This window comes from Nocardioides sp. GCM10027114 (genome assembly GCF_042659625.1).
Taxonomy (GTDB): domain Bacteria; phylum Actinomycetota; class Actinomycetes; order Propionibacteriales; family Nocardioidaceae; genus Nocardioides.
This window is the reverse complement of record NZ_JBHSSS010000001.1, coordinates 1-26303: the sequence shown is the minus strand read 5'-3', so window position 1 is coordinate 26303 and position 26303 is coordinate 1. Positions and strand designations below refer to the sequence as shown.

The window sequence follows — 26303 nt, the reverse complement described above, 5'->3', positions numbered from 1 at the left end:
CGCCATCCTTCCATCGACGCCCGCGACACCGAAGGACGGAGCAGCAGCATGCGCGTGTTCACCAGCCTGGACGAGGTCGCCGCGGCGGTCGGCGAGGAGCTCGGCACCTCCGAGTGGCTCACGGTCGAGCAGGACCGGGTCGACGCCTTCGCCGACGCGACCGGCGACCACCAGTGGATCCACGTCGACGCCGAGCGTGCCAAGGACGGCCCCTTCGGTGGCACGATCGCCCATGGCTACCTCACCCTGTCGCTGGTGCCCTACCTCGGCACCACGGTGTTCTCCCTCGAGACCCCCGGCGCCAAGCTGAACTACGGCGTCAACAAGGTCCGCTTCCCGAACCCGCTCCGCGTCGGTTCCCGCATCCGCTCGACGGTCTCCGTCGCCGACGTCACCGACCTGCCCGCCGGCAAGCAACTCACCCTGCGCCACGTCATCGAGATCGAGGGCGAGGACAAGCCGGCCTGCGTCGCCGAGACCGTCGTCCTGCTCCTCCCCTGAGTCGAGTCGGGACTTCCCACCGTTGAGTCGGGACTTCCCAGCGTTGAGTCGGGACTTCCCACCGTTGAGTCGGGACTTTCGACGGTCGAATCTGCCGAATCGACCGTCGAAAGTACCGACTCAACCGGTCAGGAGATGCGATCCAGGATGAGCGGGCCCGGCTCGTACGCCGTCCCGGCGGGCCCGAGGTCGTAGCCGCCCTCAAGCGAGGCAAGCGCCCGCTCGAAGCGCTCGGCGTCGTCGGTGAGCAGCGTGAAGAGCGGCGCACCCTCGGTGACCTCGTCGCCGGGGCGGGCGTGCCACACCACGCCGGCGCCGTCCTGGACGGCGTCGCCCTGCTTGGCCCGGCCGGCGCCGAGGCGCCAGGCGGCCATACCGACCGCCATCGCGTCGAGGCGCGTCAGCACCCCGGAGCGCGCCGCGGTCACGACGTGCTTCTCGCGGGCCTCCCGCATCGGGGCGTCGGGGTCACCGTCCTGGGCGCGGATCATCGCCTTCCAGACGTCCATCGCGGACCCGTCGGCCAGCTTGTCGGCCGGGTCGACGTCGGTCACGCCGGCCCCCGCGAGCATCTCGCGGGCCAGGGCCAGGGTGAGCTCGACGACGTCGGCCGGACCGCCGCCGGCCAGCACCTCGACGGACTCCGCCACCTCGATCGCGTTGCCGGCGGTGTTGCCCAGCGGGGTCGACATGTCGGTGAGCAACGCGACCGTGCTGACGCCGGCGTCCTTGCCGAGGTCGACCATGGTGCGGGCGAGCTCGCGCGCCTGGTCGAGGTCCTTCATGAACGCACCGGTGCCGACCTTGACGTCGAGGACCAGCGAGCCGGTGCCTTCAGCGATCTTCTTGCTCATGATCGACGACGCGATGAGCGGGATCGCCTCGACGGTGCCCGTGACGTCGCGCAGCGCGTAGAGCTTCTTGTCGGCGGGCGCGAGCCCGTCGCCGGCCGCGCAGACCACGGCCCCGACCGACTCCAGCTGCGCGAACATCTCCTCGTTGGACAGCAGCGCGCGCCAGCCGGGGATCGCCTCGAGCTTGTCGAGCGTGCCCCCCGTGTGGCCGAGGCCCCGGCCTGACAGCTGAGGGACGGCCACGCCGCAGGCCGCGACGAGCGGCGCGAGCGGGAGCGTGATCTTGTCGCCGACACCGCCGGTCGAGTGCTTGTCGGCGGTGGGCCGCGACAGCGACGAGAAGTCCATCCGCTCCCCCGACGCGATCATCGCGTTGGTCCAGCGGGAGATCTCGCGACGGTTCATGCCGTTGAGCAGGATCGCCATGGCCAGCGCCGACATCTGCTCGTCGGCGACGTCGCCGCGCGTGTAGGCGTCGATCACCCAGTCGATCTGGCTGTCGCTGAGCTCGTGCCGGTCCCGCTTCGCAGCGATGACCTCCACGGCGTCGTGGCCACTCACGTGGTTCCCTCCAGGTCGTCGGGCCCGAACGCGTCGGGCAGCACCTCGTCCATCCGGCGCACGCCGGACACGGTCTGCAGCAGCAGCTCACGGCCGCCGTGCTCGAACAGCAGCTGCCGGCAGCGGCCGCACGGCATGATCACCTCGCCCGCGCCGTTGACGCAGACGAAGTGGGTCAGCCGGCCGCCCCCGGTGGCGTGCAGCTGCGAGACCACGCCGCACTCGGCGCACAGCACCACGCCGTACGCCGCGTTCTCGACGTTGCAGCCCACCAGCAGCCGGCCGTCGTCCGCCAGCGCCGCGGCCCCCACGTGGTAGCGGGAGTACGGCGCGTAGGCGTGCGCGGCGATCTCCGTGGCCGCCTGCCGCAGGCGGTCCCAGTCGAACTCGCTCATCCGGCGGTCAGCTCTTGGTGTAGGGCTGGCCGTCGGCGGCCGGCGGCCGCACGCGGCCGACGAAGCCGGCCACGGCGATGATGGTCGCCAGGTAGGGCGCCGCGCCGAGCAGCTCGCCGGGGAGCTTGTCGACGAAGCTGAGCTGGTTCTGCAGGTTCCACATGAAGCCGAAGAACAGCGCCGCGAACGTCGCCCCGATGGGGTGCCAGCGGCCCATGATCACCGCGGCGAGCGCGATGAAGCCGGTGCCGGCGGACACGTCCCGGTCGAACGCGCCGGTCGAGCCCACGGTGTAGTAGGCGCCGCCGAGGCCGGCGAACACGCCGCCGAGGAGGACCGCCTGCCAGCGCACCCGGTTGACGTTGATGCCGACGGTGTCGGCGGCCTTGGGGTGCTCGCCGACGGAACGGACGCGCAGACCCCAGCGGGTCTCGAACAGCAGGAACGTCACAAAGGCGACCGAGACGTACATCAGGTACACGAGGATCGTCTGGTCGAACAGCGCCTCGCCGATCACGGGGATGTCCGCGAGGACCGGGATCCGGATCTCGTCCAGGATCTGCGGGTTGTTGAACTGCGGCTTGCGGCTGCCCGGGATCTGGCCCAGCAGGAAGCTGGTCAGGCCCGAGGCGAACGCGACGAGGACCACGCCGAGGACCACCTGGTTTACCTGGTAGCGCAGCGCGAACAGGCCCAGCATGGCCGCAACGCCGACACCGGCGAGGACGCCGCCGACGAGCCCGAAGGCGGCGGTCAACCCGACCGGGATGAACACCAGGAACGCGTAGCCGATGCTGGCGAACACCGAGGCGAAGAACGCGCCGGCGAGGAACTGGCCCTCGATGGCGATGTTGATGACGCCCGCGCGCTCGCACAGGCAGCCTGCGAGGGCGCCGAGGACCAGCGGGGTCGCGATCCGCATCGTGCCGGGGATCGGGTTGGCGATCGCCGCCTGGAAGGCGCCGCCCTGGTCGGCGTACGCCCACATCAGGAAGCCGAGGTAGAAGGTGATGCCCACGACCACGGCGAGCAGGATCCCCACCCAGCGGCGGGGGTAGCGGTTCACCGCGGCCAGCCCGAGGGCCACCGCGGACACGGCGACAGCCAGCCAGGAGATGCCGGTGGTGGTGAGCTCCTTGGGCCGGTCGTCGGCGCTGACCCGCTCACCCAGCACGTAGGTGACGGTGGTGTTGTCGATGGTGAGCGCGAAGTAGACGAGCAGCGCGAGGCTGATGCCGAACGTGACGACCAGCCGGACCTGTCGCGCGACGTCTGCCCGGTCGCGGACGCTCGGGTCCTGGAGCGGAGCGTCCGGTGCCTGCGGGACCACGGTGTCGGTGACGCCCATGCTCACCACCCCTTCGCCATGACGGTGGAGGCCTGTCCGTCGCCTCGCATGCGGAACACTCCACGGACCAGCGCGGGCGCGGCCACGAAGAGCACGATCAGTGCCTGGAGCACCTGCGCCATCTCGGGCGGTACGCCGGCGGCTGCCTGCATCGAGAGGCCTCCGGACGAGAGCGCCCCGAAGAGCAGGCCGGCCAGGACGGTGCCGAGCGGGGTGGCCCGGCCGAGCAGCGCGACCGTGATCGCGTCGAAGCCGACGCTGCCCGCGATCTGGTCGCTCAGCGGGTCCTGGCGCCCGAGCAGCTGCATCGCCACGGCGAGGCCGGCGAGCATGCCTGCCGCGGTCATCGCGGTGATGTAGACCCGCGAGACACTCATGCCGGCGGTCCGGGCGGCGTCGGGGTTGGCGCCGACGGCGCGGATCTCGAAGCCCCAGGTGCTGCGCTCGAGCAGCCACCAGATGACCAGCGCTGCGACCACGGCCAGCAGGACACCGGTGTGGACCCCGAAGACCTCGGGGAAGGACGCGGAGTCGTCGACCGGCGGCGACAGCAGGTTGTCCTCACCCGGCCGCTGGAACGACTCCTTGGCCAGGAAGTACAGCAGCAGGAAGCGGCCCACGTAGTTGAGCATGATGGTCGAGATGACCTCGTGGGCGCCGGTGCGGGCCTTCAGGAAGCCGGCCAGTCCGCCCCAGAGGCCGCCCGCCACGACGCCGCCCACCAGCGCCAGCAGCAGGTGCAGGCCGACGGGCAGGTCGTAGTGGAAGCCGATGTAGCCGCAGACGATGCCGCCGACCAGCATCTGGCCCTGGGCGCCGATGTTGAACATGCCGGCCCGGAAGGCAAGCGAGACGCCGAGGCCGGCGCAGATCAGCGGCGCGGCGCGCTCGAGGGTGCGCACCAGGGCACCACCGGAGCCGATGGAGCCGTCGAGCAGGGCGCTGTAGCCGTCCCACACGGCGATCCCTGAGAACCGGAAGAAGTCCCACGGGTAGCTGAAGAAGTAGGCCAGGGACTCGATGACGCGCGGCGTCGAGAAGATGATGAGCAGGGCACCGACCAGCAGCGCGAGCACGATCGCCGCGAGCGAGTCCTTGATGGTCGGCAGCCACTGCTCGTAGCGGTTGGCCATCGGCCGTGCCTTCGGCTGGGGCGCGTCGGGCTTCGTGTCGGTCGTCGGGCCGCTCATGCGGCACCTCCCTGCGCGGGCTCGTGGGCGCCGGCCATCATCAGGCCGATGTCCTCGCGGGCGATGTCCGGGGTGACGGTGCCGACGATCCGGCCGTCGTACATCACCGCGATCCGGTCGGACAGCGCGAAGATCTCGTCGAGCTCGGTGGACACGACGATCACCGCGGTCCCCTTGTCGCGCTCGGCAATGATCCGCTGGTGGATGAACTCGATGGAGCCGACGTCGACGCCGCGGGTCGGCTGCGAGGCGATCAGCACCTTGAGCGGCCGCGAGAACTCGCGGGCCACGACGACCTTCTGCTGGTTGCCGCCCGAGAGCGAGCTGACCGGCGAGTCGGCGGACTCGGTGCGGATGTCGAACTCCTCGATGCGGTGCGCGGCGTTCTTCTCGATGGCCGGCAGGTCCAGCGCGAGGCCGCGGGAGAACTCGGGGTGCCGGAACAGGTCGAGGACGAGGTTCTCGCGGACGCTGAAGGAGCCGACGTAGCCGTCGTGGGAGCGGTCCTCCGGCACGTAGCCGATGCCGTCCTCGAGCGACTCCCGGGGGCCGTGGTGGCTGATGTCCTTGCCGTCGAGCCAGATCTCGCCGGCGGCCGGGCGGACGAGCCCGAGCAGGGACTTGATGAGCTCGGTCTGGCCGTTGCCCTGGACGCCCGCGATGCCGAGCACCTCACCGGCGCGCGCCTCGAAGGAGACGTCCTTGACGACCAGGTGGCCTCGCGGGTCGACGACGGTGAGGTTGCGCGCCTCGAGCATGACGTCGCCGGCGCTGGCCTCCTCCTTGTCGACCTTCAGCTTCACGGCACGGCCCACCATCATCTCGGCGAGCTCGGCCTCGGAGGCGTCCGGCGAGGCGGTGCCGACGACCTTGCCGCGCCGGATCACGCTGATCCGGTCACCGACGGCCTTGACCTCGCGGAGCTTGTGGGTGATGAAGATGATGGACGTGCCGCGCGCCTTGAGCTCGCGCATGATGTCCATGAGCTCGTCGATCTCCTGCGGCGTCAGCACCGCGGTGGGCTCGTCGAGGATCAGCACCTCGGCGTCGTTGGCGAGCGCCTTGATGATCTCCACGCGCTGCTGCACGCCGACGGGGAGCTCCTCGACGAGGCGGTCCGGGTCGACCTTGAGGCCGTACCGCTCGGAGAGCTCGCGGACCCGGTCGGCCGCGTGGGCGCGGTTGAGGATGCCTCCGGGGCCCCTGGTCTGCTCGCGGCCGAGCATGACGTTCTCGGCGACGGTGAAGACCGGGACCAGCATGAAGTGCTGGTGGACCATGCCGATGCCCGCGGCGATCGCGTCGCCCGGCGAGCTGAAGCGGACCGGCTTGTCGTCGATCAGGATCTCGCCCTCGGTGGGGTCGAGCAGGCCGTAGAGCATGTTCATCAGCGTCGACTTGCCTGCCCCGTTCTCACCGAGCAGGCAGTGGATCTCGCCCGGCTCGATGGTGAGGTCGATCTTGTCGTTCGCCGTGAAAGATCCGAACCGTTTGGTCAGCCCCCGGATCTCGAGCTTCATCGCACTCCTTTGTGCTGTCACGCGTCCTCCCGGGCGGGAGGGTCAACGACGAGGTTAGAACGTGCAGGTCGGGGCGGGATACCCCGCCCCGACCTGTCGGGTGCTGCTGGTCAGCTCGTCAGCCGACGGTGATCTCGCCGTCGATGATCTGCTGCTTGAGCTCCTCGATCTTGTCGGCGAGCTCGTCGTCGACGTCGGCGTTCGGGCCGAACGGCGCCAGACCGACGCCGCCGTTCTCGAGCGTGCCGACGTAGACCTCGTTGTCGAACTCGCCCGCGGCGGAGGCACGGATGGCCTCCTCCACGGCGACATCGAGGCCCTTGGTGACCGAGGTCAGCAGGATGTCGCAGTACTCGGCGGCCGACTCGCAGCCGTCCGTGTCGACCCAGATGCCCCACACGTCGTTGTCCTGGGCGGCCTGGAGGCCACCGAGGCCGGCGGGACCGGCGACCGGGAAGATGATGTCAGCGCCCTGCGTGATCATCTCCTCCGCAGTGGACTGGCCCTTGGTCTTCGACTCGAAGTCGTTGGTGAACGAGCCCTTGCCCGACTCCGGGTCCCAGCCGACGACCTGGACGTCGGTGCCGTTGTCCTCGTTGTACCGCTCGACACCCTGCACGAAGCCGGTCATGTAGATCGTCACGGTCGGGATGTTGAGGCCGCCGAAGGTGCCGACCACGCCGGTCTCCGACTTGGCCGCGGCGAGGTAGCCGGCCAGGTAGGCGGGCTCCGCGGTGTTGAACGTCAGGCCCTTCAGGTTCTTCGGGGCGGTGTTCTCGCCCTTGTCGTCGAAGTAGGCGAAGTCGACGATCGCGAAGTCGACGTTCTTGTTCTTCTTGGCGGCTGCCAGCGTCGAGTCGCCGAGCAGGAAGCCGACGGTCGCGATGACGTTGCAGTTCTGCTGGACCATCGCGTTGATGTTGTCGGTGAACTCCGACGGCGCGTTCGACTCGACCTCGGCGGTCTGCACGCCCATGTTGGACTCGGCGTTCTGGAGGCCGGCGTAGGAGGTCTGGTTGAACGACTTGTCGTCGAAGCCACCGGAGTCGGAGACCATGCAGGCCTTGACGTCGGGGTACTGCTCCGACGGTGCGGTCGCCGTGTCGGAGGCCGTCGGGGACTCCGAGCCGGTGGCTCCGTTGTCGGTCGACCGCTCGCCGCACGAGGCGAGGGTCAGGGCGGCGATGCTCACAAGGGCTGCCACGCGTGCCGTCTTCTTCACGGCGCCTCCATATCTGTGTCGGTCGCGCCCGTGACTGGGCGCACACTCGCCGCACACCCTAGACGTCGAGAACGCCGATCCGAGCGTGGACACGGAACTGTTATCAGTCAGTGACCCCGCCGCCACCGAACGACTGGCCCGCCCGGGTCAGGGCGCCAGCAGCGCACCCACGGCGGCCTCCGCGAGCACGCGCGCGCCGATGAGGGTGGCCTGCTCGTCGACCCGCAGGTTGCCCTGGTGGAGGTCGTACGTCGGTCCGCCGCGGGTGCGGGTGCCGAGCCGGGCCATGGCGCCGGGGACCCGGTCGAGGAACCAGCCGAAGTCCTCCCCACCCAGCGACTGGGTGGTGCCGACCAGGCCGTCGCGGCCCACGGCCCGCTCGATGGCGGCGCCGAGCACCCGCGTCGAGGCGGCCTCGTTGACCACGGGCGGGACGCCGCGCTTGTAGTCGACCACAGCGGTCACGCCGTACGGCGCCACGATCTCGTCGATCACCTGGCGCACCAGCGTCTCGGCCTCGGCCCACGCGACCGCGTCGAGCATGCGGACCGTGCCGGCGGCCTGCCCGGAGCCGGGGATGACGTTGTGGGCGGAGCCGGCGCGGATCTTGCCCCAGACGACGCTGACGCCGGCCCGCGGGTCGAGCCGGCGCGAGATGATCGCGGGCAGCTCGGTGATGACCTTGCCGAGGGCGAAGGTCAGGTCCTGGGTGAGGTGGGGGCGCGAGGTGTGCCCGCCCCGACCGGTGAGCTTGACGTCGAGCGCGTCGGCGGCGCCGGTGAGGGCGCCCTCGCGGAGGCCGACCTGCCCCACGTCGAGCGAGGGGTCGCAGTGGAGCATGAAGATGCGCACCACCCCGTCCAGCGCACCGGCGTCCATGAGCCGGAGCGCGCCGCCCGGCATGACCTCCTCGGCCGGCTGGAAGAGCAGCCGGACCCGGCCCGGCAGCAGCCCGCGCGAGTGCAGCTCGCCGAGGGCGAGCGCGGCGCCGACGAGGCCGGCGGTGTGGACGTCGTGGCCGCAGGCGTGGGCGACGCCGGGAGTGCGGCTCGCCCAGGCCTCACCCGTGGTGTCCTCGACCGGGAGCGCGTCGAGGTCGGCGCGCAGCGCCACGAGCGGGCCGCTGTCGCCGATCTCGGCGACGACACCGGTGGCGCCTCCGGGCGTGGTCACCCGGAGCCCCGCCTCCTCGAGCCGGTTGGCGACCAGCCGGGTGGTGCGGTGCTCCTGCCAGGAGAGCTCGGGGTGTGCGTGCAGGTCGCGGCGCAGGTCGACGAGCTCGTCGGCGTACTTGTCGACGACGGCCTCGATCAGCGCTGAGCCGTCGGGGCTGTCAGGGCTGTCGGGGGCGTCGGGGGAATCGGGGTGGGACATCGCACCGTCAAGGGTAGTTCACCGGGGGGACGCCCGGGCGGCCACGACGGAACCCGGGACGAACGGGGCCCGGGCGGAGTGCCCCACTCCGCCCGGGACCCAGCCCAGGGCCCCACCCGGACCCAGGCGACTAGTCGGCCCAGCTCTCGACGGCCCCCGCACCGGGGCCCGCCAGCGTCATCGTCGTGGCGAAGATGCGCCCGGCCCGCCACTCGACGTCGGCGGGCAGCGTGACCTGCTTGTACCGCTCCGGCGTGGTGGTCCCCGCCGGGATCCTCACGATCTCGCCGGCGAAGAGCTGTGCGACATAGATGTCACCCTCGCGGTTGAGGTCCAGCCCGGTCGCGGTCACGAGGCCCGTGACGAGCCGCTCGGCGACTCCCGTGGAGGGGTCGATCCGGAACACGGACCCGTTGGCGCCCAGTCCCTCGGGACCGCCGGGGAGGCTGGTGACGTAGAGCATCCCGTCGCGGCCCATCTCCACGTCGGTGGGCACCGGCTCGAAGTGGTAGGTCTCCCCCACGACGCACGCGGGCAGCCCGAACTCCTCCGCGACCTCGGCCGTGATCACGATCGGGATGGTCGGCAGCACCGAGACCAGCGACACGTTGCCCCGGGCCACGTGCAGGATCGCGTTGCCGGCGGCGTCGGCGACGTAGATGCCGTGGCCGGTCATCTCCGTGGCGTAGGGGTTGCTCTCGACGATGCCGGTGTAGGTGTGCGGCCCGGCCATCTCGACCGGCCACTGGGCCGCGCACTCGGCGTCGAGGTCCGGCAGGCCGTAGGCGGTGCCGCTGTCCGGGTTGTGGTTGCGCTCGAAGCGACCGATGTCGGCGATCTGACGCGCGTGACCGCGTCGCACGAAGCGCCACAGCAGGGCGTCGCGGCCGGCGGTGGTGAAGACGACCTTCTTGCGGCGCACCGAGACCCCGGCGGTCGAGACCCGCTTGCCCTGCCACACGACGCGGGGCTCCCGGCCGGGGCGCTGGCGGGTCAGGTTGCCGGCGAACGACTGAGCCACCCACAGGCTGTCGTTGCCCGAGACGGCGAGGCTGAGCGGCGCGTCGAGCCCGCCTGCGACCTGGCGGAACGTGTCCGGCGGCGCGGACCTCCCCGCGGCCGACGGCGCGGCGGCGGACGGGGCGAGTGTGCCCGCGAGGAAGGCGGCGGTCGCCAGGGCGACGGTCGCGAGGACAGGACGTGACGAACGGACCATGGGGCACCCCCGGTGACGGCGACAGGTGCGCTCAGTCTGGGGCGCCGTGGTCCCCTGCCACATACCCCAACGAGGCCATGTTCTGCCCACCCAGCCGACCCCCGGCCGCTGGCCCGTGAGGGCCGGTGCGACCGGGGGCCTCCCCCGGTGTGCCGTCGCGCGTCGGCGTCAGTCGACGCCCACCGTCCAGCTGCGGACCTCACCGCTCGGCGGCTGGCTGCCGTCGCTCATCAGGTCGGTCACCGTCGCGTAGACACGACCGTCGTGGTACTCCACGTCACCGGGCAGCGGCACCTCCGCGAGCGTGCCGGGCTCGCCGAGCAGCGGCTGCTCCAGGATCGTGCTGGCGAAGAGCATCGACACGTACGAGGTGCCGTCCGGGCCGATGGCCAGGCCGGTGGGCGTCACCAGCCCGCCGGCCACCCGGCGCACCGAGCCGGTCCCGACGTCGATGCGGTAGACCGCGCCGTTGCGTCCCATCTGCGGGATCTCGGGGCCGCCCGGCAGCGTGGTGACGTAGAGGTTGCCGTCCGGGCCCTCCTCCACGTCGGTCGGCACGGCCTCGAGCTTGTAGGTCTTGCCCTGCGCGCACCGCGGCAGCTCGAGGGCCTTGCGGATCTTCCTGGTGATCTCGACCCTGGTCGCGGGGAGCACCGCGGTGGTGGCCACCTCGCCCGTGGCCGACACCTCGAGCACCGCGTTGGCCGCGGCGTCCGCGACGTAGGTGGTGCCGGCGACGGTGGTGGACGCGTAGGGGTGGGACTCCTTGATGCCGCGGTAGGGCAGCATCCAGCTCTCCCCCTTGCCGAAGCGGTCCTTGCAGGACTCGGAGAGACGGACGATGCCGTAGCGGATGCCGCCGTCCGGGTTGCTGGCCTTCTCGAAGGCCCACAGGTCGGCGACCTCGGTCGCCGAGCCGCCCTCGCCCAGCCGCATGAGCCGGGTGTCCTGGGGGCGGCCCATGAAGCTCGTCGCGAAGGTGACCTCGCCCCCGGACACGGAGACCGCACCCACCTCGGTGCCCTCGGCGGCGGTGTAGACGACCTCCGGCTCGGCACCGGGCGTGGCGCGGGTCAGCATCCCGGCGAAGTTCTGGGCGACGTAGACCGTGCCATCGGGGGCGATCGCCAGGCTGAGCGGCGTGATCAGGCCGCCCACCACGGGCTCCTCGGCGACGCCGGCCTTCGCCGGCGCGGACAGCCCGCCCACGAGCGCGAGGGCGGCGATCGCGGCGGGCACGAGGGTCCGTCGCGCGGTACGTGCGGGCAGCTTCCCTGGGGACATGGTTCCTCCGGTCGGGTCGGGGTCGAGGAAGCGACCCTGACGCGCGCCGGAGGGCGCTGTCGCCGGACGTTGCGAGGTGTACGAGAGGTGTGCGGGTCCGGTCCAGACCTGCGGAACGGCGGGGGGTCAGCCCTCCCGGCCACCCTCGTCGTACGCCGCGAGGATGCGGTCGGCGGCCGCGGTGGCGGGCAGCTCACCGGCCAGGACCGCGTCGCGCACGTCGTCGCGGATGGCCGCTACCGGCGCGGAGCGGCGGAGCCGGTCGGCCAGCTCGTCGCGCACCAGCGCCCAGGTGAAGTCGAGCTGCTGCTGCGCCCGCTTGTCGTGGAGCCCCCGCTCCCCCAGGTGGTCGCGGTGGGCCAGCACCCGCTGCCACACCTCGTCGACGCCGTCGCCGGTCAGCGCCGAGCAGGTGATGACGGGAGGCGCCCAGGCGTGCCGCCCGTGGACGAGCCGCAGCGCACCCGCGAGCTCGCGGGCGGCGGTGCGCGCCTCCCGCACCCGGTCGTCGCCGCCCACGTCGTCGGCCTTGTTGACCGCGATGACGTCGGCGATCTCGAGGATGCCCTTCTTGATGCCCTGCAGCTGGTCGCCGGTGCGGGCCAGGGTGAGGAAGAGAAAGGTGTCGACCATGCCGGCGACGGTGACCTCGGACTGGCCGACGCCCACGGTCTCGACCAGCACGACGTCGTAGCCGGCGGCCTCGAGGACCGTCATCGCCTGGCTGGTGGCGCGGGCGACGCCGCCGAGCGTGCCGGCCGACGGGGAGGGCCGCACGAACGCGCCGGGGTCAGCGGCGAGCTTCGCCATCCGGGTCTTGTCGCCGAGCACCGAGCCGCGGGTGCGGACGCTCGACGGGTCCACGGCCAGCACCCCGACCCGCTTGCCGGCGGCCGTGAGCCGGGTGCCGAGGGCCTCGATGAAGGTCGACTTCCCGACGCCGGGCACGCCGGAGATCCCGACCCGGACAGCTCCCCCGGCGTCGGGCGCGAGCTCGGCGAGGAGCTCCCGCGCGAGCGCCCGGTGCTGCGGCCGCGACGACTCCACGAGCGTGATGGCGCGCGAGACGAGCGCGCGGTTCCCGTCACGGACCCCCGCGGCCAGCTCCCCCACGTCCTGCCCCGGACGGGTCACGCGTGACCGTGCCCCAGCTGGTCGGAGAGCTTGCCGAGCAGGTCGAGCGCCGACTCGGCGATGACCGTGCCGGGCAGGAACACCGCCGACGCCCCCATCTCCTGGAGCGTCGGCACGTCGTCGGGCGGGATCACGCCGCCGATGACGACCATGATGTCCGGCCGGCCGGCGTCGGCGAGCGCGCGCCGCAGCTCGGGCAGCAGCGTCAGGTGGCCCGCCGCCAGCGAGGAGACCCCGACGATGTGGACGTCGGCGTCGATCGCCTGCTGGGCGACCTCCTCGGGCGTGGAGAACAGCGGCCCGACGTCGACGTCGAAGCCCATGTCGGCGAAGGCGCTGACGACGACCTTCTGGCCACGGTCGTGGCCGTCCTGGCCCATCTTGGCGACGAGGATGCGCGGCCGGCGGCCCTCGTGCTCCTCGAACTCGTCGGCGGCCTCGACGACCCGCTGCACGAGCTCGCCCCCGGCGGAGCCGGCCTCGTCGCGGTACACGCCGCTGATCGTACGGATCACCGCCTGGTAGCGGCCGTAGACCTTCTCCAGCGCGTCGGAGATCTCGCCGACCGTCGCCTTGGCGCGGGCCGCGTCGACCGAGAGCTCGAGCAGGTTGCCGTCGCCGGAGTCGGCGGCGTTCGTGAGCGCCTCCAGGGACCGGCGCACCTCGTCGTTATCGCGCTCGGCGCGCAGCCGCTCCAGCTTGGCGACCTGCTGCCGGTAGACCTCGTCGTTGTCGACCTTGAGCACCTCGAGCGGGTCCTCGTCGGCGAGCCGGTAGGTGTTGACCCCGATGACGCGCTGGACGCCGGCGTCGATCCGGGCCTGGGTGCGGGCCGCGGCCTCCTCGATGCGCATCTTCGGGATGCCCTGCTCGATCGCCTTGGCCATGCCGCCGGCGCGCTCGGCCTCGAGGATGTGCGCCCAGGCGCGCTCGGCGAGGTCGTGGGTGAGCCGCTCGACGTACCAGGAGCCGGCCCACGGGTCGATCGTGTGGGTGGTGCCGCTCTCCTGCTGCAGCAGCAGCTGGGTGTTGCGGGCGATGCGGGCCGAGAAGTCGGTCGGCAGCGCGATCGCCTCGTCGAGGGCGTTGGTGTGCAGCGACTGGGTGTGCCCCTGGGTCGCGGCCATCGCCTCGATGCAGGTGCGCTGCACGTTGTTGAAGACGTCCTGCGCGGTGAGCGACCAGCCGCTGGTCTGCGAGTGGGTGCGCAGGCTCAGCGACTTGGGGTTCTGCGGGTCGAACTGGCGCACCAGCCGCGCCCACAGCGCGCGGGCCGCCCGCATCTTGGCGACCTCCATGAAGAAGTTCATGCCGATCGCCCAGAAGAAGGACAGCCGCGGCGCGAAGGCGTCGATGTCGAGGCCAGCGTCGAGCCCGGCGCGGAGGTACTCGACGCCGTCCGCGAGCGTGTAGGCGAGCTCGAGGTCGGCCGTCGCCCCGGCCTCCTGGATGTGGTAGCCGGAGATCGAGATCGAGTTGAAGCGCGGCATCCGCTCCGCGGTGAACGCGAAGATGTCGGAGATGATCCGCATGCTCGGCACCGGCGGGTAGATGTAGGTGTTGCGGACCATGAACTCCTTGAGGATGTCGTTCTGGATGGTCCCCGTGAGCTGCTCCGGCTTCACCCCCTGCTCCTCGGCCGCGACGATGTAGAGCGCGAGCACCGGCAGCACCGCGCCGTTCATCGTCATCGAGACGCTCATCCTGTCGAGCGGGATGCCGTCGAAGAGGGTGCGCGCGTCGTAGATCGAGTCGATCGCCACGCCCGCCATGCCGACGTCGCCGCGGACCCGCGGGTGGTCGGAGTCGTAGCCGCGGTGGGTCGCGAGGTCGAACGCGACCGACAGGCCCTTCTGCCCGGCGGCGAGGTTGCGCCGGTAGAACGCGTTGGACTCCTCGGCGGTGGAGAACCCGGCGTACTGCCTGATCGTCCACGGCTGGGTGGTGTACATCGTCGGGTAGGGACCGCGCAGGAACGGGCTCAGCCCGGGCCAGGTCGCGAGCGCGTCGAGGCCGGCGACGTCGTCGGGGCCGTACGACGGCTGGACGGCGATTCCCTCCGGCGACATCCAGGCCTCGGGCCGCTCGGAAGCCGAGCCCCCACCCACGTCGGTCGAGCTCGTCGAGACCAACGGAAGTCCGCTGAAGCTCTTCGGGACGCTCATGCCAGCTTGCTCCTCGTCCGGGTCAGGAAGTCCAGGGCGTCGACACCCACCGCGCAGGAGTCGTCCGCGTAGTCGGTCGGCTTGCCGGCGATGATCACGTGGCGCGCACCCGCCTCGCGGAGCCGGGCGGCCGCCTCGGCGCCCCACTCGGCGTACGTCGCGTCGGCGCCGGCGAGGCAGACGACCGCCTGCCCGTCGTACGCCGCGACGACGGCGTCCGCGTCGGCCGTCGGGCCGGCCACGTCGACGGCGATGCCGCCGGCGGCCAGCAGGTTGGACGCGAAGGTGGCGCGGGCGGTGTGGGTCGCGATCGGGCCGAGCGTGGCCAGGAAGACGTGTGCCTCGACGGGCTCGTCGCGCAGCGCCTCGAAGCTCGCGCCGTAGCGGCGCACCTCGTCGGCGCCGGGCGCCGGCTGCCGCTCCGGCAGCGTCTCGGCGAGGTTCGGGAACTCGGTGAGCCCGGTGAGCGGGCGCTTGCGGCGGGCGACCTCGGCCTCGCGGCGCGCGACGGTCCCGGCGATCGCGTCGTCCAGCGACCCGCCGTCCTCGACCCGCCCGAACAGCTCCCAGGCGGCGCGCGCGAGGTCGTCGGTGAGCTTCTCGACGGCGTAGGCGCCGCCGGCGGGGTCCGCCACCCGGGCGAGGTGGGACTCGGAGATCAGCAGCGACGAGGTGTTGCGGGCGATCCGGCGGCCGAACGCGTCGGGCACGCCGAGCGGGGTGTCGAACGGCAGCACGGTCACGGAGTCCGCCCCGCCGACGCCGGCGGCGAAGGCCGCGACGGTGGTGCGGAGCATGTTCACCCACGGGTCGTACTTGCTCATCATCGGCCGGCTGGTGACGACGTGCTGGCGCTGCGCCCAGCCGTGCGTCTCCTGCGGCGAGGCGTCGCTGAGCTCGAGCACCCGCGCCCAGAGCCGGCGGGCGGCCCGCAGCTTGGCGATGGTCGGGAACTGCTCGTCGGTGGCGGCGTAGCGGAACTCCACGAGGCGGGCGGCCTCGTCGACCGACAGGCCGGCGCCGGTGAGCACCCGCAGGACCCGGGCGCCGACGGCGAGCGAGTGGGCGAGCTCCTGCGCGTCGGAGGCGCCGCGGTCGTGCACCTCGGTGGCGTCGACGACGACGGCCAGGACGCCGGCCCTGCGGCCGAGCTGCGCCGCGGCGACGAGGGCGTCGTCGGCGGCCGTGCCGCTGACCCCGAGGTTGGTGCCGGGGTGGAGCTCGCGGCCACCGGCGTGGGCGAGGAACGCCTCGGCCAGGGCGAGCGACTCGGAGCCGGCAGGGCGGGCGTCGAGCACGACCGGCGCCAGGTCGAGCAGCACGCCGTCCAGCACGGTGGCCAGGTCGGCGTCGGGGGCCGTCTGGAGCCACAGCGAGGTGGCGCCGTTCTGCAGGTCGACGAGGGCGGCCTCGTTGGCGGCCTTCGGGTCGGCGAGGTCGACCGGGGTGCGGACGTCCCACTCGCCCATCCGGGTCGGCCGGCCGCTGGTGGCGAGATCCTCGAGCAGGTCGGGGGTGCCGAGCGGCGGCACCGGGATGCCGTCGAGCGTCGTCCGGGTCAGCTTGTCCCAGACCGCGGCGTCCGGGTCCTCGTCGGAGAGGCGGCCGGACTTGCGGAGCACGGCCGCCGCGGCCTTCTCCCAGGCGGCGCGATCGTGGTCGTCCTCGGGCGCGGCGAGCGCGAGCGAACCCTGCTCGGGCTCGAGCTCGGCGGGCTCGTCGAGGCCGCCCTCGACCTGGCTCATGGCGCGCACCATCCGCAGACGATCGTCATGGTCCGAACCCTAGGAGCCACGCAGTGACGGCCACCACCCGGTGTGAAATATCCGACGGCCGCCACGGACCAGGACACTCCCGCCGCGAGGACCAGCCGTCACACTCCTCGGCCACGAGCGGCACTTCTCGGCCACTCGAGTACCCGAGAAGCGGAGCGATCCCCGGATATCCGGGGATCGCTCCGCCGCCCCCGCCTCAAACCTCGGTGCGGCCGTCGTAGTCCTTGCTCCGCACGCCGATCTTGTTGCCGAGCCACACCAGCGGGTCGAACTTCCGGTCCACGACGCGCTCCTTCATCGGGATGATCGCGTTGTCGGTGATCCGGATGCCCTCGGGGCAGACCTCGGTGCAGCACTTGGTGATGTTGCACATCCCGATGCCGGCCGCCTCCTGGGCGAGCTGCCGGCGGTCGTGGGTGTCGAGCGGGTGCATGTCGAGCTCGGCGTACCGCAGGAAGAACCGCGGCCCGGCGAAGGCCGGCTTGTTGTCGTCGTGGTCGCGGATCACGTGGCAGGTGTCCTGGCAGAGGAAGCACTCGATGCACTTGCGGAACTCCTGGCCCCGCTCGACGTCGACCTGCGCCATGCGTCGCTTGCCGTCGGCGTCCCGCGGCGGCGGCGCGAACGACGGCAGCTCGCGCGCCTTCTCGTAGTTGTAGGAGACGTCGGTGACGAGGTCGCGGATGACCGGGAAGGTCCGCATCGGGGTCACCGTGATGGTCTCGGCCTGGTCGAAGTCGGAGAGCCGGGTCATGCACATCAGCCGCGGCCGGCCGTTGACCTCGGCGCTGCAGGAGCCGCACTTGCCGGCCTTGCAGTTCCAGCGGACCGCGAGGTCACCGGCCTGGGTCGCCTGCACCCGGTGGATGGCGTCGAGCACCACCTCGCCCTCGGAGACCTCGACGGTGTAGTCGCCGAGGTCGCCGCCCGACTCGTCGCCGCGCCAGATCCGCATCTTCAGCTGGTAGCCCATCAGGCGGTCCTCACTTCTCGAAGAACTTCTTCAGCTCGTCGGGCATGGCAGGGAGGGTCTGCTCGGTCAGGTCGACGCCGTCGCCGGAGCCGTTGAGCCGGAGCACGAGGTTCTTCCCGCCCCAGCTGTCGTCCGTTGCCGGGAAGTCGTCGCGGGTGTGGCCGCCGCGGGACTCCGTCCGCGCCAGCGCCGCCTTCGCGATGCACTCCGAGACCAGCAGCATGTTGCGCAGGTCGAGGGCGAGGTGCCAACCGGGGTTGTACTGCCGGTGGCCCTCCACCACGAGGTGGCGCGCCCGCTCCTTGAACGCCTCGATCTCCTCGAGCGAGCGCTCGAGCTCGGCGCCGGTGCGGATGATGCCGACCAGGTCGTTCATGGCCTGCTGCAGGTCCTGCTGGATGGTGTACGGGTTCTCCCCGCCGGTGGACTCGAACGGCGCCAGCGCCTGCTGCTGCGCGGCCTTCACGTCGGCGTCGGCCACGGCCGGTCGCGACCCGCCCAGCCCGTCGGCGTACGCCGCCGCGGCCTCGCCGGCCCGCCGGCCGAAGACGAGCAGGTCCGACAGCGAGTTGCCGCCGAGGCGGTTGGAGCCGTGCATGCCGCCGGCGACCTCCCCCGCGGCGTACAGCCCCGGGACCGCCGACAGCTCGGTGTCGGGGTCGACCTCCACACCGCCCATCACGTAGTGGCAGGTGGGGCCGATCTCCATCGGCTCCTGCGTGATGTCGACGTCCGCGAGCTCCTTGAACTGGTGGTACATCGACGGCAGTCGCTTGCGGATGAACTCCGGGCTGCGCCGGGAGGCGATGTCGAGGTAGATGCCGCCGTGGGGGGTGCCGCGGCCGGCCTTGATCTCGGCATTGATGGCCCGGGCGACCTCGTCGCGGGGCAGCAGCTCGGGTGGCCTGCGGTTGTTCTTCTTGTCGTCGTACCAGCGGTCGGCCTCGTCCTCGTTGTCGGCGGTCTCGGCCTTGAAGAACTCCGGGATGTAGTCGAACATGAACCGCTTGCCCTCGGAGTTCTTGAGGATGCCGCCGTCGCCGCGGACCGACTCCGTGACGAGCAGCCCCTTCACCGACGGCGGCCACACCATGCCGGTCGGGTGGAACTGCACGAACTCCATGTTCAGCAGGCTGGCGCCGGCCCGGAGCGCGAGCGCGTGCCCGTCGCCGGTGTACTCCCAGGAGTTGGACGTCACCTTGAACGACTTGCCGATGCCGCCGGTGGCGAGGATGACGCTGGGCGCCTCGAAGACCACGAACCGGCCCGTCTCGCGCCAGTAGCCGAACGCGCCGGCGATCCGGTCACCCCCGTCGGGGCCCGCTTCGTCCTTGAGCAGCTCGGTGACTGTGCACTCCATGAACACGTCGATGCCGAGCGCGACCGCCCGCTGCTGCAGCGTGCGGATCATCTCCAGGCCGGTCCGGTCGCCGACGTGCGCGAGCCGGGCGTAGCGGTGGCCGCCGAAGTCGCGCTGCGAGATCAGGCCGTCCTCGGTGCGGTCGAACAGCGCGCCCCAGTCCTCGAGCTCCTGCACCCGCTCCGGCGCCTCCTGGGCGTGCAGCTGCGCCATCCGCCAGTGGTTGAGCATCTTGCCGCCGCGCATCGTGTCCCGGAAGTGCACCTCCCAGTTGTCCTCGGGCCAGCGGTTGCCCATCGCCGCGGCGATGCCGCCCTCGGCCATGACCGTGTGCGCCTTGCCGAGCAGGGACTTGCAGACGATGGCGGTGCGGGCGCCGGCCTCGTGGGCCGCGATCGCCGCGCGCAGGCCGGCTCCGCCGGCCCCGACCACGACCACGTCGTAGGAGTGCCGCTCGAGACCGCCCTGCTCGGCACCGGACATCTCGTTGCCGGTCATCGGGTGGCGGGTGTCGCTCATCAGAAGAACCTCGGGTCGTCGAACACGCCGCGGGCGAGCAGCATGATGTACAGGTCCACCAGCGCCACCGAGAACAGCGAGATCCAGGCGTAGCGGGCGTGGCGCCCGTTCAGCCGGGAGACCCAGGTCCAGAGCCGGTAGCGCACCGGGTGCTTGGAGAAGTGCCGCAGCCGGCCGCCGACGGCGTGCCGGCACGAGTGGCACGACAGCGTGTAGAGCCAGATGTAGATGACGTTGATGAGCATCAGCAGCGTGCCGAGGCCCATGTGGCCCCACTCCTTGTCCTCGTTGCGGAACGCGAGGACCACGTCGAAGGAGAGGATCAGGCCGACCAGCACCGCGGCGTACCAGAACCAGCGGTGGGCGTTCTGGAAGACCAGCGGGAAGCGGGTCTCCCCGGAGTAGGAGCCGTGGGGCTCGGCGACCGCACAGGCCGGCGGCGACAGCCAGAACGCCCGGTAGTAGGCCTTCCGGTAGTAGTAGCAGGTCATCCGGAAGCCCAGCGGGAACACCAGGATCAGCAGCGCCGGGGAGAGCGGGAAGCCGGCGAACGGCTGGCCGAAGTCCGACGCGCCCGCGATGCAGTCGCCCAGGCACGGCGAGTAGAACGGCGAGAGGTACGGCGAGGCGTAGTAGAACTCGTCCGCGAAGGCCCGCCACGTCGCGTACACGACGAAGCCGGAGAAGACCACGAACGTCGTCAGCGGCGCCAGCCACCACCGGTCGGTGCGCAACGTCCGTGCGTCGATGCTGGCCCGGCGGGGCCCGGTCACGCCTGTCGTCATCCTCTTCCCTTCCCCGGGGGCGGGTGCAACGCGTCGCAGTCTGTCCGGTCCCGGCCGGATGTGAAAGGGGCCACACCGGACGAGTTCACCCGGATGTCAGCTCGTCGCTGCCCGGTCGTCCCACGGCCCGGCGACCCTCGGGACATGCGCATCGCCCTCGTCGCCGAGTCGTTCTACCCCGCGGTCGACGGCACCACGACCACGGTGAAGGCCGTCGCCGACCACCTGGTCGAGGCCGGCCACCGCGTCCTGCTGGTCGCCCCCGCCCCGGGCCTGGGCAGCTACCGCGGCGCCCGGGTCGTCCGCGTCCGCCGCCCGCGGCGCAGCGACCAGGTCCGCGCGGCACTGGCGGAGTTCGGGCCCGAGCTCGTCCACGTCACCTCCCCCGGCCCCCTCGGCCGCCGCGCGCTCGAGCACGCCCGCGCCCTCGGCGCGCGGACCCTGGTGGCGCAGCAGACGCCGGTGCCGTCGTCGTACGCCGAGACGTGGCGGGCCAAGGTCGGCGAGCGCGCCGACGCCGTCGTGGTCACGTCGGCCTGGATGACGGGCCAGGTGGAGCGGCTGGGTGTGCGGCCCAGGCTGTGGCAGCCCGGGGTGGACACCCGCGCCTTCGGTCCGCAGCTGCGCGACGACTTCCAGCACGCCCGGTGGGCCCGCGCGGGCGCGCCGGACGGTCCGCGCGTCGTCGTCGGCTTCGTCGGCGCCCTCGAGCGCCGGCACCACGTCGCCGACCTGGCGCAGCTCGCGAGCCTGCCGGGGACCCGGCTGGTCGTCGTCGGCGACGGCTCGCAGCGCCGCTGGCTGTCCTCCCGGCTGCCGGACGCCCGCTTCACCGGGCCGCTGGGGACCGGGGACCTGACCCGCGCCCTGGCCGCGTTCGACGTGCTCGTGCACCCGGGGCGTCGGGAGACCTGCTGCCACAGCCTGCGCGAGGCCGCGGCCAGCGGAGTCCCGGTCGTCGCCCCCGCGGCCGGCGGTGCCGTGGACGTGGTCCGGCCGCTGCAGACCGGCCTGCTCTACGACCCCGGCCGTCCCCTGGGGCTGGCCGAGGCGGTGGCTGCCGTCGCCGCCGACCCGCGCCGGGCGCTGCTCGGCGCCCGCGGGCGCGAGCTCGCCGTGCGTCGCGACTGGCACGCCGCCGTCACCGAGCTCGTCGACCGCCACTACGCCCCGCTGCTGGGCCGCGGCGCGACCGGTCCCAGCGCCGCCTGACCCCCGGCGGGCCACGGCCTGGCCGCCCGCAACGGCTCCCCCAAGGCCCGTTCACCGCTCAGCGCCACGGCTCTCAGGGAAATCTCACACTCCCCGGACGCGGACGGTCGTGAAACGCCCGGTAGCGTGTGATGACGTGGCAGCAACGACGTCCCTCGTGAAGGGAGCGCGCTCGACGCGCTCGACCATCGCCCTGAAGATGCTGATGGCCGTCACCGGCATCATCTTCATCGGCTACGTGCTCCTGCACATGTACGGCAACCTCAAGGCCTTCGCCGGCCACGACGCGTTCAACGAGTACGCCGAGCACCTGCGCGAGTTCGGCGAGCCACTGCTGCCCTACGGCGGCCTGCTGTGGACCGTCCGGGTCGTGCTGCTGGTCTCGCTCGTCGTGCACGTGTACGCCGCGGTGACCCTGTGGCGCCGCGCGCAGAGCGCCCGCAGCCAGAAGTACGTGGTGAAGAAGAACCGCCACTCGTCGTTCTCCTCGCGCTGGATGCGGTGGGGCGGGCTTGCGCTGCTCCTCTTCATCGTCTGGCACCTGCTGAACTTCACGATCGGCAAGGTCAACGTGCAGGGCGGCGCCACCAACGACCCGTACAACCTGCTGGTCGACACCTTCGAGGTGTGGTGGATGACGGTGATCTACCTGCTCGCGCTGGCCGCGCTGGGGATGCACCTCCACCACGGCGTCTGGAGTGCCTCCCAGACCCTCGGCCTCACCAACAACGCCCGCGCCCGCACCAACGCCAAGACGCTCGGGGTGATCGTCGCCGTCGTGATCGCCGGTGGCTTCTCGCTCGTCCCGCTCGCCGTCCTCACCGGCGTCATCACGAAGTAGGGGAGTCATGACCGACCAGCCCGACATGCCCGACACCACCAGCGCCTACGAGGCGTCGGCGGACATCGACCTCGGCGACGATCACACCGACGACGCCGCCGGCTACTACGTGCTCGGCGACCCGGTCGCCGACACCAAGGCGCCGAACCACCTGCCCATCGCCGAGCGCTGGAGCACCCGCAAGTTCGAGGCCAGGCTGGTCAACCCGGCCAACCGCCGCAAGCTCTCGGTGATCATCGTCGGCACCGGCCTGGCCGGCGCCTCCGCCGCGGCCACCCTGGGCGAGGCCGGCTACCGCGTGAAGTCGTTCTGCTACCAGGACTCCCCGCGCCGGGCCCACTCGATCGCCGCGCAGGGCGGCATCAACGCCGCCAAGAACTACAAGGAGGACGGTGATTCGGCTCACCGCCTCTTCTACGACACCGTCAAGGGCGGCGACTACCGCTCGCGCGAGTCGAACGTCTACCGGCTGGCCGAGGTCAGCGTGAACATCATCGACCAGTGCGTCGCGCAGGGCGTCCCGTTCGCCCGCGAGTACGGCGGCCTGCTCGACAACCGCTCCTTCGGCGGCGTGCAGGTGTCCCGCACCTTCTACGCCCGCGGCCAGACGGGCCAGCAGCTGCTGCTCGGCGCGTACCAGGCCATGGAGCGCCAGGTCGCCGCCGGCACCGTGGAGGAGTTCACCCGCCACGAGATGCTCGAGCTGATCGTCGTCGACGGCAAGGCCCGCGGCATCATCGCCCGCGACATGGTCACCGGCGAGATCGAGACCCACCTCGCCGACGTGGTCGTCCTCGCGAGCGGCGGCTACGGCAACGTCTTCTACCTGTCGACCAACGCCATGGGCTGCAACGTCACCGCCACCTGGCGCGCGCACCGCAAGGGCGCCTACATGGCGAACCCCTGCTACACGCAGATCCACCCGACCTGCATCCCGGTCTCCGGCTCGCACCAGTCGAAGCTGACGCTGATGAGCGAGTCCCTGCGCAACGACGGCCGGATCTGGGTGCCGAAGAACAAGGCCGACTGCGACAAGGACCCGCGGCAGATCCCCGAGGAGGACCGCGACTACTACCTGGAGCGGATCTACCCCTCCTTCGGCAACCTGGTCCCCCGCGACATCGCCTCGCGCGCAGCCAAGTACGTCTGCGACGAGGGCCGCGGCGTCGGCCCCGAGGTCGACGGCGTCCGGCGCGGCGTCTACCTCGACTTCGCCGACGCGATCAGCCGCCTGGGCGAGGACGCCGTGCGCGAGAAGTACGGCAACCTCTTCGACATGTACCAGCGGATCACCGGGGAGAACCCCTACCAGGTGCCGATGCGCATCTACCCCGCGGTGCACTACGTGATGGGCGGCCTGTGGGTCGACTATGACCTGCAGTCGACGATCCCCGGCCTGTTCGTGACCGGCGAGGCGAACTTCTCCGACCACGGCGCCAACCGCCTCGGTGCCTCGGCGCTGATGCAGGGCTTGGCCGACGGCTACTTCGTGCTGCCGCACACGATCCGCGACTACCTCGCCGACGGCCCGTTCGAGCCGATCGCCGAGGACCACCCCGCGGTCGTGGAGGCCCGGGAGTCCGTGCGGTCCCGTATCGACCACTTCATGAACAACAACGGCACCCGCAGCGTCGACTCCTACCACCGGGAGCTCGGCAACATCATGTGGGAGTACTGCGGCATGGAGCGGACCGCCGAGGGCCTGCGCAAGGCCATCGACCTGATCCGGAGCCTGAAGGAAGACTTCTGGCGCAACGTGCGCGTCCTGGGCAGTGCCGAGTCGCTGAACCAGTCGCTGGAGAAGGCCGGCCGGGTGGCCGACTTCTTCGAGCTGGGCGAGCTGATGTGCATCGACGCGCTGAACCGGCGCGAGTCCTGCGGCGGCCACTTCCGCGCCGAGTCCCAGACCGAGGACGGCGAGGCCCTGCGCCACGACGACCAGTTCGCGTACGTCGCGGCCTGGGAGTTCGCGGGCGACGGCGAGACGCCGGTCCTGCACAAGGAAGACCTGGTCTACACGGCCATCGAGATGAAGCAGCGGAGCTACAAGTGAGACTGACCCTCAAGATCTGGCGCCAGCCGGACGCCGCCACCCCCGGCGAGATGAAGACCTACGAGCTCGAGGGCGTCTCCGAGGACATGTCGTTCCTCGAGATGCTCGACGTGCTCAACGAGGAGCTCATCGGCAAGGGCGAGGAGCCGGTGGCCTTCGACTCCGACTGCCGCGAGGGCATCTGCGGCATGTGCGGCCTGATGATCAACGGCGAGGCGCACGGCCCGGAGGTCACCACGACCTGCCAGCTGCACATGCGCTCCTTCAAGGACGGCGACGAGATCGTCATCGAGCCGTGGCGCGCCGACGCGTTCCCGGTCGTGAAGGACCTCTGCGTCGACCGCGGCGCGTTCGACCGGATCATCCAGTCCGGCGGCTACATCTCCGTCAACACCGGCTCCGCCCCCGAGGCGCACTCCGTGCCGGTCCCCCGCGACAACGCGGTGCGTGCCTTCAACGTCGCCACCTGCATCGGCTGCGGCGCCTGCGTGGCGGCCTGCCCCAACGGCTCCGCCTCGCTGTTCATGGGCGCGAAGATCACCCACCTCGGTGAGATGCCGCAGGGCCAGCCGGAGCGCGACGACCGCGTCGTCAACATGGTCGCCCAGCACGACCACGAGGGCTTCGGCGGCTGCACCAACATCGGCGAGTGCACCGCGGCCTGCCCCAAGGAGATCCCGCTCGACGTGATCTCCCGCCTCAACTGGGACCTCCACGCAGCGATGCGCCACGGCAAGTAGCGAGCTGCCACCAGTTCACCTGGTCCACAACGCGAACTGCCGCCAGTTCCCCTCGCAGAGGGAAACTGGCGGCAGTTCGGCGTTTCAGGGGGCTGTTGCCGGCCCCGCAGAGCCGGAGCGCTCAGCTCATCCGGCGCTCGATCAGGTCCGCCCGCTCGGCCGCGTCGGTGAGCTGCTCGCCGTCGATGGCGTGGGTCCGGTGGAACCACGCGAGCGCGTCGTTCTCGCGGCCGGCGGCCTCGAGCGTGTCCGCGTAGGCGTACCGCAGCCGCACCACCCACGGCGCACGGGTCTTCGTGTTCAGGGGCGCCAGCTCGAGGGTCCGCAGGGCCGCGTCGAGCTGCCCCAGGTCGCGCCGGGCGCCGGCCTCGACGATGGTCATCTCGGCCTTCGCCTCGGGCTCGAAGTTGGCCACGGAGGGGCTCTTGGCCAGCTTCAGCGCCTGGTCGGGCTGACCGAGGGCACGGTGGCAGTCGGCCATGATCGGGAGGTAGGCGGTCGCGCCGTTCATCCGCTTGGCGGCGCGCAGCTCCGACAGCGCCTCGGCGTAGTGCCCCGCGGCGTACGCCGCCTCGCCGCACGCCTCGCGGACGACCGCGAGCCGGGCCGCGCGGGCGCGTGCCGCCAGGGTGTGCTGGTAGGCGGTCTCGGGGTCCTCGTCGATCAGCATGCCCGCAGCGGCGAGGTGCCGCGCGACGCGGGCCGCGAGCTTCTCCGGCAGGCCCTTGAGCTGCGCCGCCACCGAGCGGTCGAGCTCTCGCCCGGTGATCTCCTCGGGGAGCTCCGGGCCGTCGTAGCGGGCCTGCTCCTCAGACCGCGGACCCTGCTTGTCGGCAGGCCGCTTCCAGTCGGACTTCCGGGCCGGCCGCGGGCCGCCGCGCTGGTCGCGCTGGTCGCGGCTGCCGCCCGACCGCTGGTCACGGCCGCCGGACCGCTGGTCGCGGTCGCGTCCACCACCGCCGCGCTGGTCCCGGCCTCCGCCCTGACGGGGTCCGCCGCTGCGCGGTCCCTTGCCCTCGTTGCTGGGACGCTGACTGCGCCGCTGTTCTGCCACGGCTGCTCACTCCTCGGGGGAAGACCTGGTCGGTGCTGGTTCTACTGGGGGTGAAATGCAGTGGAGGCCACCCGTTGCCGGGTGGCCTCCACGCTAATAGTTGTCCGGCGGCGTCCTACTCTCCCACAACCTCGCGGTTGCAGTACCATCGGCGCTGAACGGCTTAACTTCCGGGTTCGGGATGGGACCGGGTGTTTCCCGTTCGCTATGGCCGCCGTAACTCTGGT

21 protein-coding genes and 1 rRNA gene are annotated in these 26303 nt (G+C 71.6%); 5 read left to right on the top strand and 17 right to left on the bottom strand.

What is annotated here, in order from left to right:
* Nucleotides 1-48 precede the first annotated feature (48 nt).
* Nucleotides 49-501, top strand: a complete 453-nt coding sequence (locus ACFP2E_RS00110) for a MaoC family dehydratase (RefSeq protein WP_378522214.1) — start codon at nt 49-51, stop codon at nt 499-501.
* 128 nt (nt 502-629) lie between these two features.
* Here ACFP2E_RS00110 and ACFP2E_RS00105 read toward each other — a convergent pair whose 3' ends face one another.
* The 15 genes from ACFP2E_RS00105 to ACFP2E_RS00035 form a co-directional block, all read right to left on the bottom strand.
* Nucleotides 630-1916 (bottom strand): thymidine phosphorylase, encoded by a 1287-nt coding sequence (locus ACFP2E_RS00105; RefSeq protein WP_378522215.1) that lies wholly within the window; start codon nt 1914-1916, stop codon nt 630-632.
* Nucleotides 1913-2311: a cytidine deaminase gene (locus tag ACFP2E_RS00100; RefSeq protein ID WP_378522216.1), complete on the bottom strand. Its 399-nt coding sequence runs from the start codon at nt 2309-2311 to the stop codon at nt 1913-1915. Before ACFP2E_RS00100 ends, ACFP2E_RS00105 begins: the two co-directional genes overlap by 4 nt.
* Nucleotides 2312-2318: 7 nt before the next feature.
* Nucleotides 2319-3659: an ABC transporter permease gene (locus ACFP2E_RS00095; protein WP_378522217.1), complete on the bottom strand. Its 1341-nt coding sequence runs from the start codon at nt 3657-3659 to the stop codon at nt 2319-2321.
* Between the two features lie 2 nt (nt 3660-3661).
* Complete coding sequence (locus tag ACFP2E_RS00090) at nt 3662-4849, bottom strand: ABC transporter permease (RefSeq protein WP_378522218.1); 1188 nt, start codon at nt 4847-4849, stop codon at nt 3662-3664.
* Nucleotides 4846-6369 (bottom strand): ABC transporter ATP-binding protein, encoded by a 1524-nt coding sequence (locus ACFP2E_RS00085; protein WP_378522219.1) that lies wholly within the window; start codon nt 6367-6369, stop codon nt 4846-4848. Before ACFP2E_RS00085 ends, ACFP2E_RS00090 begins: the two co-directional genes overlap by 4 nt.
* Before the next feature lie 118 nt (nt 6370-6487).
* A complete protein-coding gene (locus ACFP2E_RS00080; RefSeq protein WP_378522220.1) occupies nt 6488-7573 on the bottom strand; it encodes a BMP family protein in 1086 nt (361 codons plus the stop codon).
* A 165-nt stretch (nt 7574-7738) separates the two neighbouring features.
* The gene (locus tag ACFP2E_RS00075; RefSeq protein ID WP_378522221.1) at nt 7739-8965 is read right to left on the bottom strand and encodes an amidohydrolase; all 1227 of its coding nucleotides are present in this window, start codon (nt 8963-8965) and stop codon (nt 7739-7741) included.
* Nucleotides 8966-9095: 130 nt separating this feature from the next.
* The gene (locus tag ACFP2E_RS00070; protein ID WP_378522222.1) at nt 9096-10181 is read right to left on the bottom strand and encodes a ScyD/ScyE family protein; all 1086 of its coding nucleotides are present in this window, start codon (nt 10179-10181) and stop codon (nt 9096-9098) included.
* Nucleotides 10182-10349: 168 nt separating this feature from the next.
* Nucleotides 10350-11465 (bottom strand): ScyD/ScyE family protein, encoded by a 1116-nt coding sequence (locus tag ACFP2E_RS00065; protein WP_378522223.1) that lies wholly within the window; start codon nt 11463-11465, stop codon nt 10350-10352.
* 126 nt (nt 11466-11591) lie between these two features.
* Nucleotides 11592-12599 carry a methylmalonyl Co-A mutase-associated GTPase MeaB gene (gene meaB / locus ACFP2E_RS00060; protein WP_378522224.1) on the bottom strand — a complete coding sequence of 336 codons (1008 nt, stop codon included), beginning with the start codon at nt 12597-12599 and terminating at the stop codon, nt 11592-11594.
* Nucleotides 12596-14764 carry a methylmalonyl-CoA mutase gene (gene scpA / locus ACFP2E_RS00055; protein WP_378522225.1) on the bottom strand — a complete coding sequence of 723 codons (2169 nt, stop codon included), beginning with the start codon at nt 14762-14764 and terminating at the stop codon, nt 12596-12598. The genes meaB and scpA overlap by 4 nt, the downstream gene beginning before the upstream one ends.
* A complete protein-coding gene (locus ACFP2E_RS00050) occupies nt 14761-16509 on the bottom strand; it encodes a methylmalonyl-CoA mutase family protein (protein ID WP_378522226.1) in 1749 nt (582 codons plus the stop codon). The genes scpA and ACFP2E_RS00050 overlap by 4 nt, the downstream gene beginning before the upstream one ends.
* A gap of 226 nt (nt 16510-16735) precedes the next feature.
* Nucleotides 16736-17512 (bottom strand): succinate dehydrogenase/fumarate reductase iron-sulfur subunit, encoded by a 777-nt coding sequence (locus ACFP2E_RS00045; protein ID WP_378522227.1) that lies wholly within the window; start codon nt 17510-17512, stop codon nt 16736-16738.
* 10 nt (nt 17513-17522) lie between these two features.
* Nucleotides 17523-19391: a fumarate reductase/succinate dehydrogenase flavoprotein subunit gene (locus ACFP2E_RS00040; RefSeq protein WP_378522228.1), complete on the bottom strand. Its 1869-nt coding sequence runs from the start codon at nt 19389-19391 to the stop codon at nt 17523-17525.
* On the bottom strand, nt 19391-20164 hold the full coding sequence (locus tag ACFP2E_RS00035; RefSeq protein ID WP_378522229.1) for a hypothetical protein: 774 nt from the start codon (nt 20162-20164) through the stop codon (nt 19391-19393). Before ACFP2E_RS00035 ends, ACFP2E_RS00040 begins: the two co-directional genes overlap by 1 nt.
* 156 nt (nt 20165-20320) lie before the next feature.
* Between ACFP2E_RS00035 and ACFP2E_RS00030 the strand changes: the two genes are divergently transcribed.
* From ACFP2E_RS00030 to ACFP2E_RS00015, 4 genes are all read left to right on the top strand, one after another.
* The gene (locus ACFP2E_RS00030; RefSeq protein WP_378522230.1) at nt 20321-21388 is read left to right on the top strand and encodes a glycosyltransferase; all 1068 of its coding nucleotides are present in this window, start codon (nt 20321-20323) and stop codon (nt 21386-21388) included.
* Between the two features lie 136 nt (nt 21389-21524).
* Entirely contained in the window at nt 21525-22229 is a 705-nt protein-coding gene (locus ACFP2E_RS00025; protein WP_378522231.1) for a succinate dehydrogenase cytochrome b subunit, read from the top strand.
* A gap of 25 nt (nt 22230-22254) precedes the next feature.
* Nucleotides 22255-24282 carry a fumarate reductase/succinate dehydrogenase flavoprotein subunit gene (locus tag ACFP2E_RS00020; RefSeq protein ID WP_378522236.1) on the top strand — a complete coding sequence of 676 codons (2028 nt, stop codon included), beginning with the start codon at nt 22255-22257 and terminating at the stop codon, nt 24280-24282.
* Complete coding sequence (locus ACFP2E_RS00015) at nt 24279-25022, top strand: succinate dehydrogenase/fumarate reductase iron-sulfur subunit (protein ID WP_378522232.1); 744 nt, start codon at nt 24279-24281, stop codon at nt 25020-25022. The genes ACFP2E_RS00020 and ACFP2E_RS00015 overlap by 4 nt, the downstream gene beginning before the upstream one ends.
* Nucleotides 25023-25143: 121 nt before the next feature.
* Here the strand turns inward: ACFP2E_RS00015 and ACFP2E_RS00010 are convergent, their stop codons facing one another.
* Both ACFP2E_RS00010 and rrf read right to left on the bottom strand, forming a co-directional pair.
* On the bottom strand, nt 25144-26076 hold the full coding sequence (locus ACFP2E_RS00010) for a tetratricopeptide repeat protein (protein ID WP_378522233.1): 933 nt from the start codon (nt 26074-26076) through the stop codon (nt 25144-25146).
* Between the two features lie 102 nt (nt 26077-26178).
* Nucleotides 26179-26295 (bottom strand): 5S ribosomal RNA (gene rrf / locus ACFP2E_RS00005).
* Nucleotides 26296-26303: the final 8 nt, after the last annotated feature.